Below are 20,139 nucleotides of genomic sequence, written 5' to 3'. Positions count from 1 at the left end.
GCCCCGCTCACACCAGCCGGCGTGCCGTCGCCCAGCGGGTCAGCTCGTGGCGGTTGGACAGCTGGAGCTTCCTCAGGACCGCCGAGACATGGGACTCCACCGTCTTCACGGAGATGAAGAGCTGCTTGGCGATCTCCTTGTAGGCGTAGCCGCGGGCGATGAGACGCAGGACCTCGCGCTCCCGCTGGGTGAGGCGGTCGAGGTCCTCGTCGACCGGCGGGGCGTCGGTCGAGGCGAAGGCGTCGAGGACGAAGCCGGCCAGCCGCGGGGAGAAGACGGCGTCGCCCTCCTGGACCCGGAAGATCGAGTCGATGAGGTCCGCGCCCGTGATCGTCTTGGTCACATAGCCGCGCGCTCCGCCGCGGATGACGCCGATCACGTCCTCCGCCGCGTCCGACACGGACAGCGCGAGGAAACGGACGGGCCGCTCGGTGTCGGCCATCAGCGCCGCGCAGCGCCGCAGCACCTCCACTCCTCCGCCGCCGGGCAGGTGGACGTCGAGCAGGACCACCTCGGGACGGGTCGCGGTGATGACCGCGACCGCCTGGTCGACGTCCGCGGCCTCCCCGACGACCTCCACCCCGGTCTGCTCGGTCTGGCCGATCTCGGCCTGCACCCCGGTGCGGAACATGCGGTGGTCGTCGACGAGGACCACGCGCACATGCCGGCCGCCCGCCCCCGTCGTCTCCGCTCCGGCCGTGCCGTTCGTCTCGGTCGGGTCGCTCATCAGGTGTTCTCCGCCCTCTCCATCTCCAGCTCGACCTCCGTGCCGCCGCCCGGCACGTTCCGCAGCCGGGCCGTTCCCCCGTTGCGCTCCATACGGCCGATGATCGATTCTCTGACGCCCATCCGGTCCGCGGGTATCGCGTCGAGATCGAAGCCGGGGCCGCGGTCCCGGACGGACACGAAGACCGTCCTGCCCTCCACCTCGGCGTAGACCTGGACGGCTCCGCCCTCGCCACCGTACTTGGCGGCGTTCACCATGGCTTCCCTCGCGGCCTGCATCTGGGCACCGATCCGTTCGTCGAGCGGACAGTCGCCGACCACGACCACTTCGATGGGGACGCCGTGCTTGTCCTCGACCTCGGCGGCGTTGCGCTTGACCGCCTCGGCGAGGGTGGCCGGCTCGTCGTCCTCGTCCTTGCCGTTGCCCTCCGGCTTGTAGAGCCAGGCGCGCAGGTCCCGCTCCTGGGCCCGGGCGAGGCGGCGGACCTCGGCCGGGTTGTCCGCGTTGCGCTGGATCAGGGTGAGGGTGTGCAGCACCGAGTCGTGGACATGGGCGGCGACCTCGGCGCGCTCCTGGGCGCGGATGCGCATCAGCCGCTCCTCCGAGAGGTCCTGGGCCATGCGCACGAGATACGGCCCGGCGAGCAGGGTGATGCCGACGAGGACCGCGAGAGCCGCCTGGAGGACCGAGCCGAGGTGGGCGGTGGACCCCTGCAGCACGAAGATGGCGGAGACACCGGCCGTGACCAGCAGGACCCCCGCACCGGCGCGCAGCAGCGTGAGCGTGCGGCGACGGCGGGTCACCTCCATCCAGCGGGCCCGGCGGGCGTTGTCCGCCTGGCGCCAGACCAGGGCGACACCCGCGGCGACGAGGACGGCCGGCAGGAGGTACGCCTTGGCGCCGTCGCCCGGCTCGACGCTGCCGACGAAGGCCATCGCGAGGACGACCATGAGGAGCAGGGCGATGATCTGGCCCCTGTCCGGCTTGCGGGCCACGATTCTGCGGCGGCCGTCCGGCGAGATCTCGGTGGTGACGAGGGACGGCGGCTTCTGGTCGCCGACGCCGCCCACGCCCAGGGGCACGAAGAACCAGAAGGCCGCATAGAGCAGGGCGCCGAGTCCGTCGGCCATGAACAGGCCGACGAAGACGAGCCGCACCCAGGCCACGGGCAGCCCGAGGTGCCCGGCGAGCCCCCGCGCCACTCCGCCCAGCCAGCGTCCGTCGCTGCTGCGGTAGAGCTTGCGCGGCGGCCTCGGGTCCTCGAGGGGCATTGCTGCGGCTTCCGGCATGTCACCGATGGTCACACGGCCGGCGGGGCCGGGGCATCAGGGTCCGCCCCCGAGACGCCCCTGATCTTCCGATCTTCGATCCTTCGACGAGGCCCTTTGCCGGGGCGCCCCGCGGTCGCGGCCCGGCGGGCCGGTCGAACGCTTCCCCGGCCGCGGCTCAGGGGCGAATCAGGGTTCGGCCAGGGTCGTCCCGGCTGCCGCGGCGACGACACGCCCGTCACCATGGACGCATGACGGATCACCAGCATGCCGCGCCGGACCCGGACCCCGGCGCCCTCCCCTGCTCCCGCCCGGCACCGGGCACCGGGCCGGGCGGTGCCGTGCCCGGCGCGAGTGCGGGTGAGGAGCCGCGTACGCACGAGCGGGCGAGCGCGCAGCAGCCGGACGAACGACCGGGCACGGCCGGCGAGGCCCGCCCGACCGGGGAGGAAGACGTGACGGGCACCACGGGGGCGGCGAAGCAGCCGGGCGCACCCACCGAGCCGCGGCCGGCCCCGGACGCCCGGACCGGGACGGACCAGGAGGCCCGGACCGGCTCGGGCCCCGAGGGCGTCCTGAAATTCCGGCGGGAGCGGCGGCACCGGATGATCGCGGGGGTGTGCGCCGGACTGGGCCGGCAGTGCGACATGGACCCGGTGATCTTCCGGATCACCCTGTCCGTGCTCGCCGCCACCGGCGGGATCGGCCTCATCTTCTACGGCTTCGCCTGGCTCTTCGTGCCGTACGAGGACGAGGACGAGAACGAGGTGCGCAGGCTCCTCACCGGCCGGGTGGACGGCCAGACGCTGGCGGCCGTGATGTTCGCACTGGTGGGCTGCGGTGTGTTCCTGTCGATGCTGGGCAACCCCAATGTGCTGACCTTCGGCGTCGTCCTGTCCCTGCTTCTGGCGGGGGCCGGTTACTGGTCGCAGCACCGCGGTGCCCCCGACTCCGACCCGCTGGCTGCCCAGGCCGTCGCCGACGCCCCGCCGGAGGCGCAGGCGCCGCCGGTGCCCGCCGCCTACCCCTCCTGGTGGCGCGGCCCGATCGTCAAGGACGGCACCCACGTCGGCGGCACGGGCTATCTGTGGGGTCCCCGGGACGCGCAGGACCGGGACATCGCCGCGGCCGCCGACATCAGCCTGGGTCTGCGCGAGGGCCCGGACCCACGCCCGGCGTACACCCAGCCGCCCCGCCCCCGCGGCCCGCGCTGGATCGGCGGCTGGGTCTTCCTGCTGGCGCTGCTCGCCTGCGGTCTCGGCACCGGCCTGACCTGGCACGACCACGCGCTGGGCACCAGTCTGCAGGCCGGGCTGGCCTGTGCGCTCGCCGTGCTCGGCCTGGGCCTGGCGGTGAGCGCCTTCCTGGGGCGGACGGGCGCCGGTTCGGTGCTGCTGGCACTGATCACCGCGGCGCTGCTCGCCGGCTCCGCGGCGCTTCCGGAGGACATCACCACGCGCTGGGGCCACCGGACGTGGCAGCCCGCCGCGACGGCGGAGGTCCAGAAGATGTACACCCTCGGCACCGGGGAGGGCACCCTCGACCTGACCCGGATACGCCCCGGCAAGGAGGAGACGGTGACCACGAGGGTCCATCTGGGGGTCGGCCGGCTGCGGGTGATCGTGCCTCCGGACGTGACCGTGCGGGCGACCATCAACGTGGGGGTCGGCGACATCCGGCTGCCGGGAGAGCACCCGCAGGACGTGGACCTGGCTCCGGGCCGGCACCAGAAGGTGACGCTGCCCTCCACGGACGGCGGCAAGGACGGGGACAAGGACGGCGCCGGGACACTGGAGCTCGCGCTCCATGTCGGTCTGGGACAGGCGGAGGTGAGCCGTGCTGCGTCATGAGTTCCAGCCCGGGAGGCTGGTGGCCGGCCTCTTCTTCACCGGCGCGGGCGTGCTCTACGCCGGAGACGCGTACGGTGCCTGGAGGACCCCGTGGTTCGTGGTGTTCCCCCTGGTCCTGGCCGGCCTGTGCCTGGCCGGTGCGTCAGGGGTCATGGCCAGGGCCCTACGCAGGCGCCGGGACCGCCGCACGGCCGCGGAGGGAACCAGAACGGCGGAGGGGACCGGCTGAGCGGAAGGGAACCGGCTGAGCCACCCTGGCCCCGTCCACCGGGCTCCCGGTGCTCCGCCGCCCACCCGGTCACCGGCGCACCCCCGGCCCGTCCACCCCGTCGCGCCTCCCCGTCCGTCGGGCGCTCCCGTCCGGCTACTCCTTCGCCCGTCGCCGTGCTCGCAGCACCGCGTCGAGGGAGAGCACCGGGGCCCCGGCGAGGACGAGGGGCAGCCAGGCCATCAGATAGGCGAGGTCGTTGCCGTAGTAGTAGGGGGTGGTGGCCCAGCTGACCGTGAGCCACAGGCTGAGGGAGATCAGCGCGCCGCCGAGTGCGGCCAGACGGCCCAGGAAGCCGGCGAGGACGCCGAGGCCGACGGCCAGTTCGGCGAAGGTCATGCCGTAGCCGAAGCCGACCGGGTTCTTCAGGGCCAGGTCGACCAGGGCGGGGACGGCGGAGGAGTCGCGGACCGCGCGCATGGTCTCGCCGATCGATCCAGGACCGGCGCTCTTCAGAAAGGCGCTGTCGGTGAGCTTGTCGAGGCCGGCGTAGATGAAGGTGACGCCCAGGAAGACCCGCAGGGGGAGCAGGGCGTAGCGGGCGGCGGTCTCGCGCCAGGTCTCGTTCCGGCCGACGTACAAGCCGCTTGTGTCCGTGTGAACACTCTGGGTCATCGCTACCAGCCGCCTCTCACCACCGCGCCGTTCACATGGTGTGCCCTTCGCAAGACCATACGTACGCACGACAGAGCGGACTCAACCCCACGGAGCCATTTTTCCGGCTTCCGCGTGACTTCGGGCCGTCTGTCGCAAGGTGCCCGATCCCGCAGGCGGCGGAGGGGGCGTCATTCCACGACGTCGATCGTGTACCGGTTCGTCTCCACGCCCGCCGCCGTCACCACCTGCACCTCGACCCGGCCCGGTTCCACGTCCGCCGGGACGGGCACGGTCAGTGCCGTGTCCGTGGGATTGCTGAAGCCGCCCGTGACCGGGACCAGGGGCACATGGACGTTGACCGCGCCGATGCGCACCACCATCCGGGCCAGCCGGTCGGCCCGCTGCGCGCCCGGCGGGACGAAGCCCGCACCGCGGATCTCGATGTCGTCGCCGGTGCGGATCGGCGCGTCCAGGTCACCGGCCTCCCGGGCCCGGACCACCGACAGGACGACCGGCCGTCCGCCCTCGGCGTACTTGCCCGCCAGGTAGGTCGCCGCCGACACCAGCACCACCACCGCGAGTCCCCACGGCAGGTCGGGCAGCTGATCGGGACGCCGGGCCAGCCGGACCGCCGCGAAGACCAGGGCCACGGCGTTGATCACGACGTACTGGATGTCCGCGAACGTCCCCCGTCCCGCGTCGTCGGTCAGCAGGTCGGCCGCGCGCGGCCGGTCCGCCCGCACCTTCTGCAGCCGCTGCTCCTGCACCCTCAGCCCGACGACCCGCCGCACCAGGACCGCGATCCCGCACACCACGGCGAGCACGGTGACCACACCGGCGCCCCGGGCCAGCTCCAGCCCGGAGATCAGCGCATCGCGCTCCGCGGGGTCCGAGGCGGCCGCCAGCCGGCCCACCAGGACCAGCACCGCGTACGCCACGAACAGCACCCATGCGGCGGCGACCGCCCGCGAGGTGGACAGCCGGTTGTCCTCGCCGATGACCGGGGCCAGCGCCCCGCCGCGCGCCCGGTGGAACCAGGAGGCGGCGGTCAGCGCACCGCCCACCACGACGGCCGCGAGCAGCCCCGCCGTCCGTGCGGCGCTCCAGCCCGCGCCGACCGCTGTCAGCGCCTGCACCAGGAGCAGCAGCACGACCGCCGCCCACACCGTGTACGTCGTCCAGCGCCACAGCCGGGCCAGCCAGGCCTGGCCCTCGGCCCGGGCGCGTTCGGCGACCAGTTCCGCCGCCTGGGTCAGCTCCTCCGAGATCCACTGCCGGGAGGCCGGCGCCGAGTGGGCCACGGCCGCCGGCAGTCCCTGGCCGGCGGCGAACTCGTCCCGTTTGAGGAGGAATGCAGCGACGGCCTGCCGGTGCCCCGCACGCACCCCGTGCGGGCAGTCCCCACATGTGCAGCCGCCCCCGTGGGCAGCCGCCGCCACACCGTCTCCCAGCTCCTGCACCGCCACGTCCGACGCCCGCCTTACTCCGTCAGCCCGCAGCCAGTCCGCGGACAACACCCTTACGCCGTCAGCGAATTGTGCCCTATACCGCCCCGCCCTCGACCGCCAGGCCCGATCAGCCCGGTCAGCGCGGGTGATGCCGGAATCGCTGTGTTGACCCGGCCGCGCGTATGTCCGTACAGCCCGCCTTCGTCCCTGTATGACCCCAGCTCAGCGGTCCGGGATCCGGCGCGGTCGCCGCCCCGGCACAGGAATCGGCCGCCGAGCCGGACGGCCGGATCGGAGAAGCGGATCGGGCGGCCGGTTCAACGGCTTCGGCATCTCGACAGAACATGACAGAAGATGTCGGGTATTGACATGAGACTCACGGCATGAGCACCAACTGGGCGGCCTTCGCCGCAGCGGAACCCGAACTGGCCACGACCGTCGAACAGCGCTTCGGCGCGTTCACCCACCATGTCCTCGCCACCCTGCGCAAGGACGGCTCCCCCCGCACCACCGGTCTGGAGGTGCGTTTCCTCCACGGCGAGCTGTGGCTCGGCATGATGCCGAACTCGCTCAAGGCACTCGACCTGCGCCGGGATCCGAGATTCGCGCTCCAGGCGAATCCCGGGCCGGGCACCACGATGGGCGGCGGTGACGTACGGATCTCCGGACGGGCGGTCGAGGTGGAGGACCCGCAGGTGAAGAGGGCTTACACGGAAGGGGAGGCGGAAAGGGAAGAGGCGGAACCGCCGGAGCCGTTCCACCTCTTCCGCACCGAGTTGACGGAGGTCGTACGGACCTGTGTGGAGGACGACACCTATCTGGTCGTCCAGGTCTGGAAGCCCGGAGAGCCGGTGCGCACGCTCAGACGGACCTGAGCCGGACGGGACCCGAGCCGCCGCGGGCTCACTCCCACTCGATCGTCCCCGGGGGCTTGGAGGTCACGTCGAGCACGACCCGGTTGACCTCCCGGACCTCGTTGGTGATCCGGGTGGAGATCCTCGCGAGCACGTCGTACGGCAGACGCGACCAGTCGGCGGTCATCGCGTCCTCGGAGGAGACCGGGCGCAGCACGATCGGGTGACCGTAGGTGCGGCCGTCGCCCTGGACCCCGACGGACCGTACGTCCGCGAGCAGCACCACCGGGCACTGCCAGATGTCCCGGTCCAGGCCGGCCGCCGTCAGCTCCTCACGGGCGATGGCGTCGGCCTCGCGCAGCAGGTCCAGGCGCTCCTTGGTGACCTCGCCGACGATCCGGATGCCGAGACCGGGCCCCGGGAACGGCTGCCGGTGGACGATCTCCTCCGGCAGCCCCAGCTCCTGGCCGATCATGCGGACCTCGTCCTTGAACAGCTGGCGCAGCGGCTCGATCAGCTTGAACTCGAGGTCCTCGGGCAGGCCGCCCACATTGTGGTGCGACTTGATGTTCGCGGTGCCGGTGCCGCCGCCGGACTCGACCACGTCCGGGTAGAGCGTGCCCTGGACCAGGAACTCCACCGCCGGGCCCTCGTCCGCGACGATCTCCGCCTGAGCCTGCTCGAAGACCCGGATGAACTCACGGCCGATGATCTTCCGCTTCTCCTCGGGGTCGGTGACCCCCTTGAGCGCGGTGAGGAAGCGCTCCTCGGCGTTCACGACCTTCAGCTGGACGCCGGTCGCGGCCACGAAGTCCTTCTCGACCTGCTCGGTCTCGCCCTTGCGCATCAGGCCGTGGTCGACGTACACGCAGGTCAGCTGGGAGCCGATGGCCTTCTGGACGAGGGCGGCGGCGACCGCGGAGTCCACGCCGCCGGACAGGCCGCAGATCGCGCGCTTGTCGCCGACCAGCTCGCGGATGGCGGCGACCTGCTCCTCGATGACGTTGCCCATGGTCCAGGTCGGCTCGAGCCCCGCACCGCGGTACAGGAAGTGCTCCAGCACCTGCTGGCCGTACGTGGAGTGCAGGACCTCGGGGTGGTACTGCACGCCGTACAGCTTCTTCCCGTCGTTCTCGAACGCGGCGACCGGGACGACGTCCGTGGAGGCCGTGACGGTGAAGCCCTCGGGGGCGGCGGAGCAGGCGTCGCCGTGCGACATCCACACGGACTGCTCGGCCGGGGTGCCCTCGAAGAGGGTGGACGAGGTCTTGGAGACGGTCAGCGCGGTGCGGCCGTACTCGCGGGCGCCGGTGTTCTCCACGGTGCCGCCGAGCGTCTGCGCCATCAGCTGGAAGCCGTAGCAGATGCCGAGGACGGGGATGCCGGCCTCGAAGATCTCGCGGTCGAGGCGGGGCGCGCCGTCTTCGTACACCGAGGAGGGGCCGCCGGAGAGGATGATCGCCGCCGGGTTCTTGGCGAGGATCTCCCGCACCGGCATGGTGCTCGGCACGATCTCGCTGTAGACCCGGGCCTCACGGACGCGACGGGCGATGAGCTGGGCGTACTGCGCGCCGAAGTCGACGACCAGGACGGTGTCGGGGGTGGCGGCAGCGGAGGTCGCTGATGACACGGGGTGCCTTCCGGCGGTCGGGCGGGTGGCTTGTGCCCGTCGATTCTACCGAGGCGGCTGTGAGCGCCGGATTCCGTCCCCGACGGCCCGCCCCGGCTCCCCGCCCTGCCGCCCGCCGTCCGCGCGGCAGAACGGACAACAGACCGGACAACAGACCGGACAACAGACCGGACAACAGGGCAGACAGCAGGGCAGAGAGCGGAGAGCGGACCGGACGGCGAGACCGGATGGTGAGACAAACGGCGGAACGGCTTCACTCCCCTCAGCGGAGGGAGAACACCGTGGCATACTGAGCCCATGCTCACGCACTCGACCTTCTTCTTTACCTATGGCATCCGGCCCGCCGGCTGCCATGGTCGTGCTGCTTGAGCCACCGCCAAGCGACTTCCCAGGCGCCCCGGGCCGACAAGGTCCGGGGCGCCTGGCGTTTCCGGTCCTTGCCGATCCGGGGCACCGCCACCCGACCCAGTGAGGAGCCCCGAGATGACCGCCACCGCAACCGAGAAGACCGGAGCCCGGACCGACGAGGCCGCGGCCGTGATCGCCGATGCCCGGGAGCGCATCGACGCACTGGACGACCGGATCATCGGTCTGATCCAGGAGCGCATGGCCGTCTCCACCGTCATCCAGGAGGCCCGGATCGCCTCCGGCGGCCGGCGTGTGAACCTCTCCCGCGAGATGGAGATCCTCAGCCGTTACCGGGAGGCCCTGGGCAAGCCGGGCACGACCCTGGCGATGACCCTGCTGGAGCTGTGCCGCGGCAGGGTCTGAACCCGGTCGGGGGATCCCCGGCGTCCACCCGGCACCACCCGCTCCCGCCCCCGCCCGCACCTCACCCGTACGGCACGTGACCGCCGCCTGCGCCGTCTCGTTGTTCCCGGTGTGCCCGTGTCAGCCAGAGACGGGCATCGGAGGAACCACGCGTGGCTCTCTGGAGCGATGAGGCGTGCGGAGCGTGCCGTACGCCGTGGGACCTCGCTCCAGGGCGTGACCGGACGGCAGGGGACAGCAGCCCGGTCACCCGATGACGGTCGGCTCCGGGGACGCCCGGAGCCGACCGGCGTACCGCTGTCCGAGTCCCCTGACTCACCTGACGATCTCTCAAGTCCCTTGACCTCACCTGACAGACCATCAGGTCCTTGACTCATCTGACAGATTTTCAAGTCCCTTGAACGACTCGGAGGATCCCGGCATCGCCGCGGCGCTGGTGATGGCGGAAGACCGACGAAAGCAAAGACCTCGCGACTTGGGGCGCACGTTCCGCCCCCTCCGCACGCCGTCCCGTCGCCCCCCTGCACGAGCCCACCCGGATGTGACCCAAGCCACATAAAAATTCTGTCAGGGACAGTGCAACCTTCCCCTGGGCTCCCAGGTCACACCAGTCAGAAACGGACCACACACCGCGGCCCCACACGCGGAGGTCTCTCCGACGTTCGTGCTGCGTCACTGCGGCACGCCCTGACTTAACGAGGTCTGCATGAAGCTTCGCCGTGCCATGGCAGCCGCCGCCGCTACGGCCGTGATCGCCCCCTTGGCGCTGCTGTCGGCCCCGGCCGCGTTCGCCGAAGAGACGGCTCCCTCGTCCAGCGTCAGCACCGAGACCACGTCCCCCGAGAAGGGGTCCGAGGAGACCGAGTCTCCCGAGGAGGGCACTGAGGAGACCAAGTCCCCCGAGGAAGGGCCCAAGGAGACCGAGGAGACCAAGTCCCCCGAGGACGGCACTGAGGAAACCAAGTCCCCCGAGGAAGGGCCCAAGGAGACCGAGTCCCCCGAGCCGGGGCCGACCTCCTCCGCTCCCGAGGAGACCGAGTCCCCCGAGCCGGAACCGACCTCCTCCGCTCCCGAGGAGACCGAGTCCCCCGACGAGGAGGAGCCGCCGCTCTGCGAGGACACCAAGGTCGACGTCAGCATCAAGGGCCTGCCGGGCAAGATCGCCGCGGGCAGCGGTTGGCACAAGTTCACGCTGAACGTGGCCAACAACTCCGACTCCACCCTCACTGACCTCGACTACTTCGCCGGCGCCTCGTCCGACAAGGAGGGCGAGGACCTGTTCAAGTCCAAGCAGGTCCAGCTCCAGGCCTGGAACCCCGAGGACAAGGTCTGGGAGGACCTCGACTCGGACGGCTACGCGGTCGGCTACGTCGGTTACACCGACGTGCTCGAGCCCGACTACGAGGTCGACATCCCGCTGCGCGTCAACGTCAAGGCCAACGCCCCGGTCGGTGCCGGCTTCACGCTCGGCGCCACCATCTACGGCGACGGCGACGGCGAGTGCGTCGGCGTCGGCGGCGTGTCGTACAAGTTCCTGATCGTCGGGGCCGGTACGAACACCGACGGCACCAAGCCGCAGGTGGGCGGCAAGGCTCCGATCGCCGACACCAAGCCGGACGGCACCACCCCGAAGCTCGAGGGCAAGCTGGCCGAGACCGGTTCCAGCTCCGCCCTGCCGATGATCGGCCTCATCGGCGGTGCCGCCGTCGCCGCCGGTGCGGGGGCGATCGTGGTCGTGCGCCGTCGCAAGGCGGGCGCGGTCGCGTAACGCGCCACGTGGCTCACAGGGCTCCGCGTGACACACCGTGGAGCCCTCCCCAGCACAAGGAGAAGGACCTGCGTCGGGAGGGGGACGCGGGTCCTTCTCCTTCTTCTCTTCTTGCTCGCCTCTTCTTCTCTTTCCCTGGCCCTCTTTATCCCTGCTTCTCCGCGTCCCCGCCGGTCACTTCTTCGGCGGCACCGCCGGCACCTCCAGGAACGGCAGCCTCAGCGCGGCGAAGGCGTCCTCCGGGACCACCGGGTGACGGGGTTTCACCGGCGTCAGACGCCGGTATGCCGCTCCCTGCGGCGGACGCGGGTCGGCCTCGCCCTTGTTGGGCCAGTACGCCATCGCCCGCTCGGCCTGGGCGGTGATGGTCAGGGACGGATTCACCCCCAGGTTCGCCGAGACCGCCGAGCCGTCCACGACCGAGATGCCGGGGTGGCCGTAGAGGCGGTGGTACGGGTCGATGACGCCCGTCTCGCGGGAGGCGCCGATCGGACAGCCGCCGAGGAAGTGGGCGGTGAGCGGCATGCCCATCAGCTCGCCCACATTGGAACCGGCGAAGCCGTTGATCTCGGCGGCGAGCGCGGTGGCGGCCTCCGTCGCGGCCCTGATCTGCTGGGGATTGGGCGAGCCATGGCCCTGGCGGGCGGTGAGCAGGCCCTTGCCGATGCCGTCCGGTTTCAGATACGTCGTCAGGGAGTTGTCCAGGGACTGCATCACCAGACCGATGATCGTGCGCTCCGACCAGCGGCGGTTCGACAGCGAGCGCAGGAAGAGCAGCGGATGACGCGCCACGTTGCGCAGCCAGGCCGCGACCCTGGACGAGCCCTCGACGTACGGAACCTGAAGGATCGACAGGCCGCCCATCGCGTTGGAGCCCCTGCCGTAGCGGACCGGCTCGATGTGGGTGTTCTCGTCGGGGTGGATGGAGGACGTGATGGCGACCCCGCGGGTGAAGTCCGCCTTCGGCGCCCCGGTCGCCTTCCGGTAGCGCCGGTTGTCGGTCTGGGCGCCCACCAGGGCCTCGGAGTTGGTACGGGTCAGCTCGCCCAGCCGGGGCGAGAGACACGGCAGCAGACCGCGGGCCTTCATGCGGTGCAGCAGCGTCTGGGTGCCGTACGTCCCGGCCGCCAGGACCACCCGGCGTGCCGTGAAGAGGCGGCCCGCGCCCTTCCTCCTGTTGTCGGTGGGGAGGGTGGCGACCGCATAGCCGCCTCGCGCGTCCTCCGTGACCGACACGACCGTCGTCATGGGGTGGACCACCGCGCCGGCCTTCTCGGCGAGATAGAGATAGTTCTCGTTCAGTGTGTTCTTCGCACCGTGCCGGCAGCCCGTCATGCACTCGCCGCACTCGATGCAGGCGTTGCGGTCGGGGCCCACCCCGCCGAAGTAGGGATCCGCGACCCGTTCTCCCGCCTTCGCCCTCGTTCTGCCGTCGGCGTCCTTGCCGTCGCCGAAGAACACGCCGACCGGCGCCATGTGGAAGGTGTCGCCGACGCCCATCCGCTGCGCCGCCGCCTTCAGATGGACGTCGGAGGGGGTCGTCGTCGGGTTGAGCCGCGCCCCGAGCATGCGCCGGGCCTGGTCGTAGTACGGCTTCAGCTCGTCCTGCCAGTCGGTGATGTCCCGCCACTGGGGGTCGTCGAAGAAGGCCTTCGGCGGCACATAGAGGGTGTTGGCGTAGTTGAGGGAGCCGCCGCCGACGCCCGCACCGGCCAGCACCATGACCTTGCCGAGCAGATGGATGCGCTGGATGCCGTACAGGCCGAGCCTCGGGGCCCACAGATAGTTCTTCAGATCCCAGGAGTTCTTCGGCAGGCTCTCGCGGGTGAAGCGGCGGCCGGCCTCCAGGACACCGACGCGGTAGCCCTTCTCGGTCAGGCGCAGGGCCGCGACGGAGCCGCCGAATCCCGACCCCACGACGATGACGTCGTAGTCGTAGCGGTCGTCGTGGTCGTCATGGCCGTCATGGCCGTCGCGGTCGTGCGCGTACCCGTCCTCGTCCCGGGTCCGGGCGGACCTCCCCTGTGACACATGCCCTCCTCGTCGGGAACCGGGTGGTGGCTGGCGGAACCGGGGGGTGGCTAGCGGAGGCGGAACGCCTTCATCAGCCGCAGGCTGCGGCTCATGAGCGCCGCGTACCGCTCGTCGTCCATGCCGAACGACGGGGCCATGGGCAGCAGCCGCTGGTGGGCGACGGTCTGGGCCTCGGTGTACTTGAGGATGCCCTCGGAGCCGTGCCGGCGGCCCAGGCCGGAGTCCTTCATGCCGCCCATCGGCGCCTGCACGCTGCCGTAGGCGGGGGCGTAGCCCTCGTTGACGTTCACCGTGCCGGCCCGCAGCCGGGCGGCGATCGCGCGTCCGCGGCGGGCGTCCTTCGTCCAGACCGACGCGTTCAGGCCGTACGGCGTGGCGTTGGCGCGCTCGACGGCCTCGTCGTCGGTCTGGAAACGGTGGACCGAGACGACCGGGCCGAAGGTCTCCTCGGTGCACACGGACATGGAGGCGTCGACGCCGTCGAGGATGGTCGGCTCGTAGAAGTAGGGGCCGATGTCCGGGCGGGCGACACCGCCGGCGATCACCGTGGCGCCCCGGGCGACGGCCTCCTCCACATGCCGGGTGACGGTCTCCAGCTGCCGTGCGCCGGCCAGCGACCCCATGTCGGCGCCGTACGCCAGTGCCGTGCCCAGCCGCATCGCCCTGGTGCGGGCGGCGAAGCGCTCGAGGAAGGCGTCCGCGACCGCCTCGTGGACGTACAGCCGCTCGATGGAGATGCACAGCTGGCCGGCGGAGGAGAAGCAGGCGCGGACCGCTCCCGCCGCAGCCTTCTCGATGTCGGCGTCCTCCAGGACCAGCATGGCGTTCTTGCCGCCGAGTTCGAGGGAGACGCCGATCAGACGGGCGGCGGCGCCCTGGGCGACCTCGCGGCCGGTGCGGGTGGAACCGGTGAAGGAGACGTAGTCGGCGTGCCGGACGACCGCGGGGCCGACGACCGGGCCGTCGCCGATGACGACCTGGAACGCCTCGGCGGGCAGTCCGGCCTCGATCAGCAGGTCACGGGCCCACAGGGCGGTGAGACAGGTCTCCGTGTCGGGCTTCATGACCACCGCGTTGCCCGCGACGAAGGCGGGCAGCGCGTCGCCGACCGACAGCTCCAGGGGGTAGTTCCAGGGGACGATCTGGCCGACGACACCGCGCGGGTGGCGCAGTTCGGTGACCTTCGTCAGGACCGGGACGGCGCCGGTGTGCCGCCGGGGTCTCAGATACGCGGACGCCCTGCGGCCGTAGTGCCGGGCGGCGACGGCGACGGCCTGCACCTCCTCGTGCGCGTGCAGACGGGCCTTGCCGGTCTCGAGCTGGATCAGGTCGAGGATCTCGGCCTGGCGTTCCAGGAGCAGGTCGTGGAAGCGGAGCAGGACGGCCGCGCGCTGCCGTACGGGGATCTGCGCCCATACGGCCTGTGCGGCGCGGGCCCGTTCGAAGGCGTGGGCGACGTCCTCGGGGGTGGACTCGGGAAGGTCGGCGAGCTTCTCCCCGGTGAACGGGGTGTGGTTGGCGGTCCGGCCGGACCCGATGACGCCCTTGGTGAGCCGGGCGACCAGGTCGGGCGTCACCACGTCGGCGGCGGTGCGGGCCCCCGCGGGGGCGGGGGCCAGGGGGTTCGTGCCGGTCTTCACCGGGGCCTGCGCGTCCGTCATGAGGCGCAGGGTATGCCGCACCGGCGACTTTGTGTACCCGTCGGTAATAAGGATTCACCGCGCCCTCACGCGCCGCCAGTGGTCACTGGCAACAAATGCCCTGATCAGGGCGTTGTCACGGCTGGTGGATGTCCAGGTTGGCGATGACGGTCTTCGCCACCTCACGGCCGCGCTCGGTGAAGTCGCCCTTGCCGGGGTAGTCGACAGTGAGCTTGTACATGTCGCCCTTGGTGGTCTTGTAGTAGAAGATCCGCAGCTCGACCGGCCTCGGGTACGTCCTGTCGTCGGTGGTGTAGGAGATCGTGTTCTCGGCGGCCTTCTTGTCCCGGTACGTCGACTCCTTGGGCTGGGTCTTCGGGTTCTCGGGCATGTCGAGGCCGTAGTCGCCGGACTCCTTGAAGGAGTCGTTCTCGTGGTACATCTGGGCGGCCGCGGAGTCCTTGATCCGGCCTGTGGAGTCCTCGGACTTCTTCAGCAGGTCCAGCCTGACCGTGATGCGGCCGCTCGGGTCGCTGTAGAGCACCCAGTGCTTCTTCTCGTAGCTGTCCGGGTCCGGCACCCAGCGCACGTAGTGCTTCGGCACGGCCAGCGTCGCGGCGAGTTCCTTCTCCTGGTGGGTCTTCCAGCCCTCGGGCAGCGGGCCTGCGAACGGGCGCGCGATCAGGACGTACGCCGTCACCGCCGCCGCGACGACCACGGCGCCGAGCCCGAGCCATGCCTTGCGGCCGAGCCTCAAGGCCGGTCCCCTGCCCCCGGCGTACTGCACCACCTGCGTGGGCACGGGCGGGGCGAGGACCTGCTCCAGCCGGGTGCGGACCTGGGCGGCGTTCAGCCGGCGTGCCGGGTCCTTCTGCAGCAGGCCGTTGATGACCTCGGCGAGCGGGCCCCGGGCGGCGGTCGGCGGCGCGGGCGTGGCGTTGAGGACCGACTGGAGGGTGGCCGGGGTGTTGCTGCGGCGGAACGGGGAGACGCCCTCCGTGGCCGCGTACAGCACCACGCCGAGCGACCACAGGTCGGAGGCCGGGCCGGGCCGCTGCCCCAGCACCCGCTCCGGCGCGATGTACTCGGGGGAGCCGACGAAGCCGCCGGTGTCGGTCAGGTTGGTCTCCCCCTCGATCTGGGCGATGCCGAAGTCGGTGAGGACGATCCGGTCGTACCGGCCGAGCAGGATGTTGTCCGGCTTGACATCCCGGTGCAGGATGCCCGCCGCGTGCGCGGCCTCCAGCGCACCGAGCACCGCGAGACCCACCCGGGCCGCCTCACGGGCGTCCAGTGTGCCCTCCTGCAGCACGCTGCCGAGCGAGCGGCCCTGCACCAGCTCCATCACGATCCACGGCTGCCCGTCGACGACGACGACGTCATGGACGTTGACGACCGAGGGGTGGTCGAGCCGGGCGGCGGCGCGGGCCTCACGGCGCATCCGCTCGAAGGCGTTGGCGCGTTCCCGCTCGGGAAAGTGGTCGGGGATGCGCGGCTCCTTGACGGCGACCTCACGGTCCACCATCTCGTCCTTGGCCCGCCACACGGTCCCCATGCCGCCGTGTCCGAGCTTGGCGATCAGCCGGTAGCGCCCGCCGATCAGCCGTCCCGCGCCGGGGCTCTGCTGCTGCGCCAAAGCGGAGGGCTGCTGCTGTTCCGGGGCAGGGTTCTGCGGCTGTGCCGGAGCGGAGGACTGCGGCTGTCCGCCGCCGCTCTGTGCGGGCGTGGCGTACGGGTTGTACGGATGGGGCACCCCCGCCTGCGGGTTCGGCGGTTGCAAAGCGAAACTCGTCGGTTCGTCAGCCCCGTGCCGGGCAGCCCCGTGATTGCTCATGGTTCCATCCATATCGTGCCCCTCGTCACCGCTGCCACGAGGGGTGCCATCCGGTCACAGAGCCGTGACCTGGCCGGGACGAAAGACGTCCCGGGCGAGCTCCCGCAAAGCGGCCGGACGCCCGTCGTGCGTCGTGCCGGTGCCCCGTCCGCCGCGGCGGCCGAAGCCGGTGCCCGGTCCAGTGTCTGATCCGATGTCCGATCCGGTGTTCGGTCCAGTGTCTGACCCGGTCTCCGGTCCGGTGTCCGACCCGGTGTCCGACCCGGTGTCCGGTCCGGTGGCGTCCACGCGGCGCATCACCGCGAGAGGCCGCCGGCCCCAGGGGCGGCGATCCCGGTGCCCCGGAGAACGCACGCCCCCTACGACTCGCGGGTGGAGGCGTCCGGTACGGCGACGGCGAAGCCGGCCGGGTCCTGGACCAGCCGGTAGTCCGAGGGCGCGGTGGAGCCGCCGGGGGCGGGCAGGGCGGGCCGGGTGACGGGGGCCGTGGAGACGGGGGTGGCCGACGAGGCGTCCGACGGCGACGGTACGGGCGGCCGGGGCGCGGTGCCCGCCGGTGTGCTCACCGGTGTCCGCGGCGGCGAGGTCACCGGCGTACCGCCGCCGTCGCCGCCGCCACGCATCAGCAGCGCCGCCGCGGACACACCCGCTCCGGCCGTCGCGGCGACCAGCAGCACCGCGACCAGCACACTGCGGGCGGAGTACCGGACGGGCTCCTGGGAGGCGTCGGGAAGCGCCGTGCGGGCCGTGCGGGGCGGGACGGGGATGTCGCGCCACGTGGGTCTGCAGCGGGCCGGCAGCTCGGGTGTACGGCCCGACGCGAGAAAGGTCCGCAGCATCCACTCCGCCTCGTCCGCCGTCAGCCGCCGGTCCGGGTCGCGCTCCAGCAGCCCCCGTACCACGGGCAGGATCGGCGCGGCCTGCGGAGGCGGCCGGATCTCGTCGAAGACGACCGCGTGCAGGATGCCGCCCAGCGAGTCGCGGTGGAACGGCGACTGGCCGCTGAGCGCGGTGCACAGCAGCGCGCCGAGCGACCACAGATCGGACTCCGGGCCGGTCCTGACCCCGGCCATCCGCTCCGGCGCGGTGTACTCCGGTGAGCCGACGAAGGATCCGGCCTCGGTGAGCGTGGTGGCGCCGGCCACCCGCGCGATGCCGAAGTCGGTGAGGACGATCCGGCCGGTGGCGGACTCCACCAGGACGTTCGCGGGCTTGATGTCCCGGTGCAGGACACCGGCGGCGTGGGCCGTGCGCAGCGCGCTCAGCAGGGCGATGCCGATCCGGGCGCCCTCGGCGGCGTCCACCGGACCGCACGCGGCGATCCGGTCGGCGAGCGAGCCGCCGTCGATCAGCTCCATGACGATGTACGGGCGTTCGTCCTGCTCGACGATGTCGTACACGACGATGATGTGCGGATGCCGCAGTTGTGCGACGGCGCGTGCCTCGCGCACCGTCCGCTCCCGCTGCACCGCCGCCTCCTCGGCGGACAGCGTCTCGTCGAACGGGAGTTCCTTGACCGCGACCTGGCGTCCGAGCAGCAGGTCGGTCGCCCGCCACACGACTCCCATGCCCCCGCGTCCGATCCGCGCCTGGAGGCGGTAGCGGCCCGCGACGACACGTAAGCGGTCCCCCTCGGTCCCCATGCGCCTCATCATGCCGCAAGGGTCCCCGGCATTCCGGGGCGTCGATCGGCCAAGTGGTGGGGCGGATTCCGGCCGCCTCCGGAAAACCGGCGAAACCAGTGAAGCCAGTGAGACCGGCGGGACCCCTGGGGTCCTGAGGTGGGACGGCCGTCACGTCCCGGGGCCGGTGATCCCTTCCGTGGTCACCCCGTGTACTGGTACGTCGCCGCGGCCTGCTCGTACAGCTCGGTCACCCGGTCCCGCTGGGCCTCGGGCCCCCGGACCTGCACGACGTGGTACCTGCCGTCGAGCAGGATGGCCAGATTGCGTACGAAGAGCTGCTGTCCGTTCGCGCCCGTCCAGGTGAACTGTCCCTCGGCCATGGTGCGTCCGCCCACCCGGACGGTCCGCAGTCCGGCGGAGGTGGACCAGCTGGAGGCGCGATAGCCCTGCAACTCGCTCTCCTTCTCCCGCTGGTACACCATCGGGTCGCTGCCGAACTCGGCGGCGCTGTCCCGGCCGGGCACGACGATCAGTTCGAAGGAGCCGCGGGAGTAGACGATCCGGCCCTGGTCGTTCCTGGGCGCACGGCTCCAGCCCTCGGCGACGGCGACCCGGAAACCGGCGGGGTCCTTACGCAGGACGAAACCGTCGGCGAGGACCGGGGCCGTGGTCTGCGCCCCGGTGGAACCGGCGCTTTCCGACGGGCTGTTGCCGGTGCCGGACGAGGACGGGGGAGGGCCGGAGCGGGGCACGTCGTCCGGCTCCGTCGGGGCCGGGCCCGCCTCGCCGACGGTTCCGGTGCGCTCGCCGCCCGTCGCACCGTCCTGTCCGGCCTTCGGCATGAACAGCACCGCGTACGCGATCGCGGCGGCCAGCAGAAGCATGATCAGCAGAAGCAGGGTGCAGCCCAGGCCGCGCGGCGAACGCGACCGCTGCCTGGCCCGTTTGTGCCGTCCGTGCGCGACGGGCAGCCCGGCGCGCCGTCTGCGCACCAGCTCACCACGGCGGCGTACGACCGGCAGCCGGCCCGTGTCGGCGGGCGGGCCGACGATGACGTGCGCGCCGGCCTCCGGCTCGGGGGCGGAGCGCACCAGGGAGCGCAGCCAGCCGCGCAGTTCCTCGACGTCCGGCCGCTCGGTGGGGTCCTGACGCAGCAGCGACTCCACGATCGGGCGCAGCGGCCCGCACTCCTCCGCGTAGGCGGGCGGCTCGGCGCACACCATCTGCACCAGTTCGGCGGTCGACTCCTCGGGGTACGGAGCGTGCCCCTGTACGGCCCTGAAGAGAAGCGCGCCCAGCGCCCACAGGTCGGTCGCCGGGCCGATGGGCGCGGCCAGCTGCCAGTTCTCGTGGACGGGTCCGGCCTGCTCCGGCGCCCACCGTTCGGTCACCGGCCCCACCACGGCCATGCGCGCCTGCCGGGCCCGCTCGGCCTCGAGCGCGGTGGCGGGCCCGCGCGGCGCGGGCGTGCCGGCGGGGGCGTCCCAGCGGGCGGGGACGGTGCCGGGTCCGGAGCGGCTCTGGGAGGGCACCACCGCGGCGGGCTCGCTCCCGGGAAGCGCCGTGTGCCGGCCGGCGTCGGCGGACGGGAGGGGAAGACCGGTCCCGGTGCGGGACGCGGTGCCGGTCCGGACGCCGTAGGGGTCGGCTATCCGGCCCGGAGGGGTGAAGCGGTCCTCGTGGTCCGTGTCCGTCCGGGGAACGCCGCCGGTTCGGGGTGCGTCCTCGGCGGGCGGGCGGGCGCCGGGCAGCGCGGCGCGGGCGTGGAGTTCGGCGGCGCGGACGCGGTGCAGGACGAGGTGGATCTCGGGAAGCATCGGGCGGG

14 protein-coding genes and 1 pseudogene are annotated in these 20,139 nt (G+C 72.1%); 5 read left to right on the top strand and 10 right to left on the bottom strand.

The window, feature by feature from the left end; genetic code table 11:
• Positions 1-7: 7 nt before the first annotated feature.
• Positions 8-727 carry a LuxR C-terminal-related transcriptional regulator gene (locus ABD224_RS23815; RefSeq protein WP_344053252.1) on the bottom strand — a complete coding sequence of 240 codons (720 nt, stop codon included), beginning with the start codon at positions 725-727 and terminating at the stop codon, positions 8-10.
• Positions 727-2,016 (bottom strand): ATP-binding protein, encoded by a 1,290-nt coding sequence (locus tag ABD224_RS23810; protein WP_344053250.1) that lies wholly within the window; start codon positions 2,014-2,016, stop codon positions 727-729. Before ABD224_RS23810 ends, ABD224_RS23815 begins: the two co-directional genes overlap by 1 nt.
• A gap of 230 nt (positions 2,017-2,246) precedes the next feature.
• Here ABD224_RS23810 and ABD224_RS23805 point away from each other — a divergent pair, with 230 nt between their 5' ends.
• Positions 2,247-3,845: a PspC domain-containing protein gene (locus tag ABD224_RS23805; protein ID WP_344053248.1), complete on the top strand. Its 1,599-nt coding sequence runs from the start codon at positions 2,247-2,249 to the stop codon at positions 3,843-3,845.
• Entirely contained in the window at positions 3,832-4,074 is a 243-nt protein-coding gene (locus ABD224_RS23800) for a hypothetical protein (protein WP_344053246.1), read from the top strand. Before ABD224_RS23805 ends, ABD224_RS23800 begins: the two co-directional genes overlap by 14 nt.
• A gap of 135 nt (positions 4,075-4,209) precedes the next feature.
• Here ABD224_RS23800 and ABD224_RS23795 read toward each other — a convergent pair whose 3' ends face one another.
• Together ABD224_RS23795 and ABD224_RS23790 are read right to left on the bottom strand one after the other, a co-directional pair.
• Positions 4,210-4,728, bottom strand: a complete 519-nt coding sequence (locus tag ABD224_RS23795; protein ID WP_344053244.1) for a DoxX family protein — start codon at positions 4,726-4,728, stop codon at positions 4,210-4,212.
• A gap of 170 nt (positions 4,729-4,898) precedes the next feature.
• The gene (locus ABD224_RS23790) at positions 4,899-6,176 is read right to left on the bottom strand and encodes a hypothetical protein (RefSeq protein WP_344053242.1); all 1,278 of its coding nucleotides are present in this window, start codon (positions 6,174-6,176) and stop codon (positions 4,899-4,901) included.
• 365 nt (positions 6,177-6,541) lie between these two features.
• On the opposite strand from ABD224_RS23790, the gene ABD224_RS23785 reads away from it, so the two are divergent.
• Positions 6,542-7,033, top strand: a complete 492-nt coding sequence (locus ABD224_RS23785; RefSeq protein ID WP_344053240.1) for a pyridoxamine 5'-phosphate oxidase family protein — start codon at positions 6,542-6,544, stop codon at positions 7,031-7,033.
• A 28-nt stretch (positions 7,034-7,061) separates the two neighbouring features.
• Here ABD224_RS23785 and guaA read toward each other — a convergent pair whose 3' ends face one another.
• On the bottom strand, positions 7,062-8,642 hold the full coding sequence (guaA, locus tag ABD224_RS23780) for a glutamine-hydrolyzing GMP synthase (RefSeq protein ID WP_344053238.1): 1,581 nt from the start codon (positions 8,640-8,642) through the stop codon (positions 7,062-7,064).
• A 483-nt stretch (positions 8,643-9,125) separates the two neighbouring features.
• Between guaA and ABD224_RS23775 the strand changes: the two genes are divergently transcribed.
• Both ABD224_RS23775 and ABD224_RS23770 read left to right on the top strand, forming a co-directional pair.
• On the top strand, positions 9,126-9,413 hold the full coding sequence (locus ABD224_RS23775) for a chorismate mutase (protein ID WP_344053236.1): 288 nt from the start codon (positions 9,126-9,128) through the stop codon (positions 9,411-9,413).
• A 706-nt stretch (positions 9,414-10,119) separates the two neighbouring features.
• Positions 10,120-11,181 carry an LAETG motif-containing sortase-dependent surface protein gene (locus ABD224_RS23770; protein ID WP_344053234.1) on the top strand — a complete coding sequence of 354 codons (1,062 nt, stop codon included), beginning with the start codon at positions 10,120-10,122 and terminating at the stop codon, positions 11,179-11,181.
• Positions 11,182-11,355: 174 nt separating this feature from the next.
• Here ABD224_RS23770 and ABD224_RS23765 read toward each other — a convergent pair whose 3' ends face one another.
• The 5 genes and pseudogenes from ABD224_RS23765 to ABD224_RS23745 all read right to left on the bottom strand — a co-directional run.
• Positions 11,356-13,212, bottom strand: a complete 1,857-nt coding sequence (locus ABD224_RS23765) for a GMC oxidoreductase (protein ID WP_344053232.1) — start codon at positions 13,210-13,212, stop codon at positions 11,356-11,358.
• A gap of 50 nt (positions 13,213-13,262) precedes the next feature.
• On the bottom strand, positions 13,263-14,876 hold the full coding sequence (locus ABD224_RS23760; protein ID WP_344053230.1) for a succinic semialdehyde dehydrogenase: 1,614 nt from the start codon (positions 14,874-14,876) through the stop codon (positions 13,263-13,265).
• Positions 14,877-14,991: 115 nt separating this feature from the next.
• Positions 14,992-16,689 (bottom strand): serine/threonine-protein kinase, encoded by a 1,698-nt coding sequence (locus ABD224_RS23755; protein ID WP_344053228.1) that lies wholly within the window; start codon positions 16,687-16,689, stop codon positions 14,992-14,994.
• A gap of 54 nt (positions 16,690-16,743) precedes the next feature.
• Positions 16,744-18,332: pseudogene (locus tag ABD224_RS23750) on the bottom strand (serine/threonine-protein kinase).
• 182 nt (positions 18,333-18,514) lie between these two features.
• On the bottom strand, positions 18,515-20,139 hold a 1,625-nt coding region (locus ABD224_RS23745), incomplete at its 5' end, for a serine/threonine-protein kinase (RefSeq protein WP_486388851.1).

It is taken from the genome of Streptomyces thermoalcalitolerans (assembly GCF_039525155.1).
GTDB classification, from domain to species: domain Bacteria; phylum Actinomycetota; class Actinomycetes; order Streptomycetales; family Streptomycetaceae; genus Streptomyces; species Streptomyces thermovulgaris.
Note: the sequence above shows the minus strand (reverse complement) of the source record. Positions and strands in the feature narration are given on the sequence as shown.